Origin of the sequence: Aeribacillus pallidus, assembly GCF_050478865.1 — a bacterium.
Classification (GTDB): Bacteria; Bacillota; Bacilli; order Bacillales; family JACDOC01; genus JACDOC01.
Map to the genome: position 1 here is coordinate 1 of NZ_JBCNBW010000066.1, position 2106 is coordinate 2106.

Consider the following 2106-nt stretch of genomic DNA (forward strand, 5'->3'; position numbering starts at 1 on the left):
TTTCCGAAAAGAATACGTTTGTCAAACGATATCAACGAACATCGATTGAATGGAATCAGGCCGTGTCCGTATGCGCTATTAAGTCCTTCAAGCCCTTCTTATCAAAGTGAGAACGGCCAATTTTAAGGAAGTGGCGAAAGAGCTTGGATTGGGACACTCAACGGTGATTCGATGGTTTGACCGTTATTATACTTATGAGAACCACTCATTACCACAAATTTTAGCCATTGATGAGTTTAATGGGACAACCAAAAAAGGAAAATATCAATGTATCATCGGAGACCCTCGAGGCTTCAAGGTATTTGATGTGATTCAAGACCGTAAGTTGTCCACGTTAAAAGATTATTTTCGTTCTTTACCGACTCATCGTGTTCAAATGGTGGTCATGGATATGTGGCAGCCGTACAAAATTTTGGCTCAACAACTCTTTCAAAATCCAACTGCTACTTCTGCCTTCGCAGTCTCGGGACTTTCACCATATAGATTACACCCATGCCGGACGCACAACAAAAAACTCGCTAAGCAAATGCTTAGCGAGTTACCGATGACCCGTACGGGATTCGAACCCGTGTTACCGCCGTGAAAGGGCGGTGTCTTAACCACTTGACCAACGGGCCATTTACTGGTGGAGAAGGCGGGATTTGAACCCGCGCGCCGGAAAAACCCGACCTAACGGTTTAGCAAACCGTCCTCTTCAGCCACTTGAGTACTTCTCCACTGGCTCCGCAGGCAGGATTCGAACCTGCGACCGTTCGGTTAACAGCCGAATGCTCTACCACTGAGCTACTGCGGAATGGTGGGCCTGAGTGGACTTGAACCACCGACCTCACGCTTATCAGGCGTGCGCTCTAACCAGCTGAGCTACAGGCCCATTCTGGAGCGGGTGATGGGAATCGAACCCACGACATCAGCTTGGAAGGCTGAGGTTTTACCACTAAACTACACCCGCATCATTATGGGGCGACTAGTGGGAATCGAACCCACGAATGTCGGAGCCACAATCCGATGCGTTAACCACTTCGCCATAGCCGCCATAGAATGTATAATCTTTGATGCTTGGCTACTGATGGTGGCTCGGGACGGAATCGAACCGCCGACACAAGGATTTTCAGTCCTTTGCTCTACCGACTGAGCTACCGAGCCGTTTTGTTTATTTTTTTATTAAATTGTTAGATATTTTATTAGTCCTTTGTCCCGCTCTTAGTAAGCTTAATCAAGTAGAAGTTTGAGCGGTACAACTCGTAGTTTTTCCAGAGAAGCTTTGCTCGTTGTTCCACCGACTGATTACGGAGCCGTTAAATAATGGCGGTCCCGACGGGAATCGAACCCGCGATCTCCTGCGTGACAGGCAGGCATGTTAACCGCTACACCACGGGACCCTTAATTGCGGGGGCAGGATTTGAACCTGCGACCTTCGGGTTATGAGCCCGACGAGCTACCAGACTGCTCCACCCCGCGACGATAAAAAAATTACTGAATTTGTTTCATGCCCGATGTGTCTATTAACCGTCCCGCTCTCGGTTAGTTGATTCAAGTAGCTGCTCGAGCGGTACGCTGTTGTTTTTTCGAGGAAGTGGATTCGAGCGTGCTCCACCCCGCGACGATACAAAATTATTGAATTATGGCGGAGGAGGAGGGATTCGAACCCCCGCGCGGTTTGACCCGCCTCTCGGTTTTCAAGACCGACCCCTTCAGCCAGACTTGGGTACTCCTCCGTATTTATTTAACTGGTGGACCTTGTAGGACTCGAACCTACGACCGGACGGTTATGAGCCGTCTGCTCTAACCAGCTGAGCTAAAGGTCCTTATGGTGGCGGCGGAGGGGATCGAACCCCCGACCTCACGGGTATGAACCGTACGCTCTAGCCAGCTGAGCTACGCCGCCAGTTTATCCATTTATGTTATGGTGGAGCCTAGCGGGATCGAACCGCTGACCTCCTGCGTGCAAAGCAGGCGCTCTCCCAGCTGAGCTAAGGCCCCAATTTAATTTAATTAATTTAATTCAAGAGTCGGGAAGACAGGATTCGAACCTGCGACCCCATGGTCCCAAACCATGTGCTCTACCAAGCTGAGCTACTTCCCGGTAACTGGCGCGCCCGAGAGGAT

1 protein-coding gene and 14 tRNA genes are annotated in these 2106 nt (G+C 50.0%); 1 reads left to right on the forward strand and 14 read right to left on the reverse strand.

Going from position 1 to position 2106, the window contains the following annotated elements:
* The first annotated feature begins 163 nt into the window (after window positions 1-163).
* Complete coding sequence (locus ABES52_RS14665) at window positions 164-583, forward strand: transposase (protein ID WP_429651933.1); 420 nt, start codon at window positions 164-166, stop codon at window positions 581-583.
* On the opposite strand, the gene ABES52_RS14670 is transcribed toward ABES52_RS14665, so the two are convergent.
* From ABES52_RS14670 to ABES52_RS14735, 14 genes are all read right to left on the reverse strand, one after another.
* Window positions 546-617: transfer RNA gene (locus tag ABES52_RS14670), tRNA-Glu, on the reverse strand. The genes ABES52_RS14665 and ABES52_RS14670 overlap by 38 nt on opposite strands.
* Window positions 618-623: 6 nt before the next feature.
* A tRNA-Ser gene (locus ABES52_RS14675) sits at window positions 624-716 on the reverse strand.
* Window positions 717-718: 2 nt separating this feature from the next.
* A tRNA-Asn gene (locus ABES52_RS14680) sits at window positions 719-793 on the reverse strand.
* A 1-nt stretch (window position 794) separates the two neighbouring features.
* Window positions 795-871, reverse strand: a tRNA-Ile gene (locus ABES52_RS14685).
* 4 nt (window positions 872-875) lie between these two features.
* A tRNA-Gly gene (locus ABES52_RS14690) sits at window positions 876-949 on the reverse strand.
* 7 nt (window positions 950-956) lie between these two features.
* Window positions 957-1032 (reverse strand) — tRNA-His (locus ABES52_RS14695).
* A 35-nt stretch (window positions 1033-1067) separates the two neighbouring features.
* Window positions 1068-1143, reverse strand: a tRNA-Phe gene (locus ABES52_RS14700).
* 160 nt (window positions 1144-1303) lie between these two features.
* Window positions 1304-1379, reverse strand: a tRNA-Asp gene (locus tag ABES52_RS14705).
* 5 nt (window positions 1380-1384) lie between these two features.
* A tRNA-Met gene (locus ABES52_RS14710) sits at window positions 1385-1458 on the reverse strand.
* A gap of 164 nt (window positions 1459-1622) precedes the next feature.
* Window positions 1623-1715, reverse strand: a tRNA-Ser gene (locus ABES52_RS14715).
* A 13-nt stretch (window positions 1716-1728) separates the two neighbouring features.
* Window positions 1729-1805: transfer RNA gene (locus tag ABES52_RS14720), tRNA-Ile, on the reverse strand.
* A gap of 3 nt (window positions 1806-1808) precedes the next feature.
* Window positions 1809-1885, reverse strand: a tRNA-Met gene (locus tag ABES52_RS14725).
* A 19-nt stretch (window positions 1886-1904) separates the two neighbouring features.
* Window positions 1905-1980: transfer RNA gene (locus ABES52_RS14730), tRNA-Ala, on the reverse strand.
* Between the two features lie 29 nt (window positions 1981-2009).
* Window positions 2010-2083 (reverse strand) — tRNA-Pro (locus tag ABES52_RS14735).
* Window positions 2084-2106 lie beyond the last annotated feature (23 nt).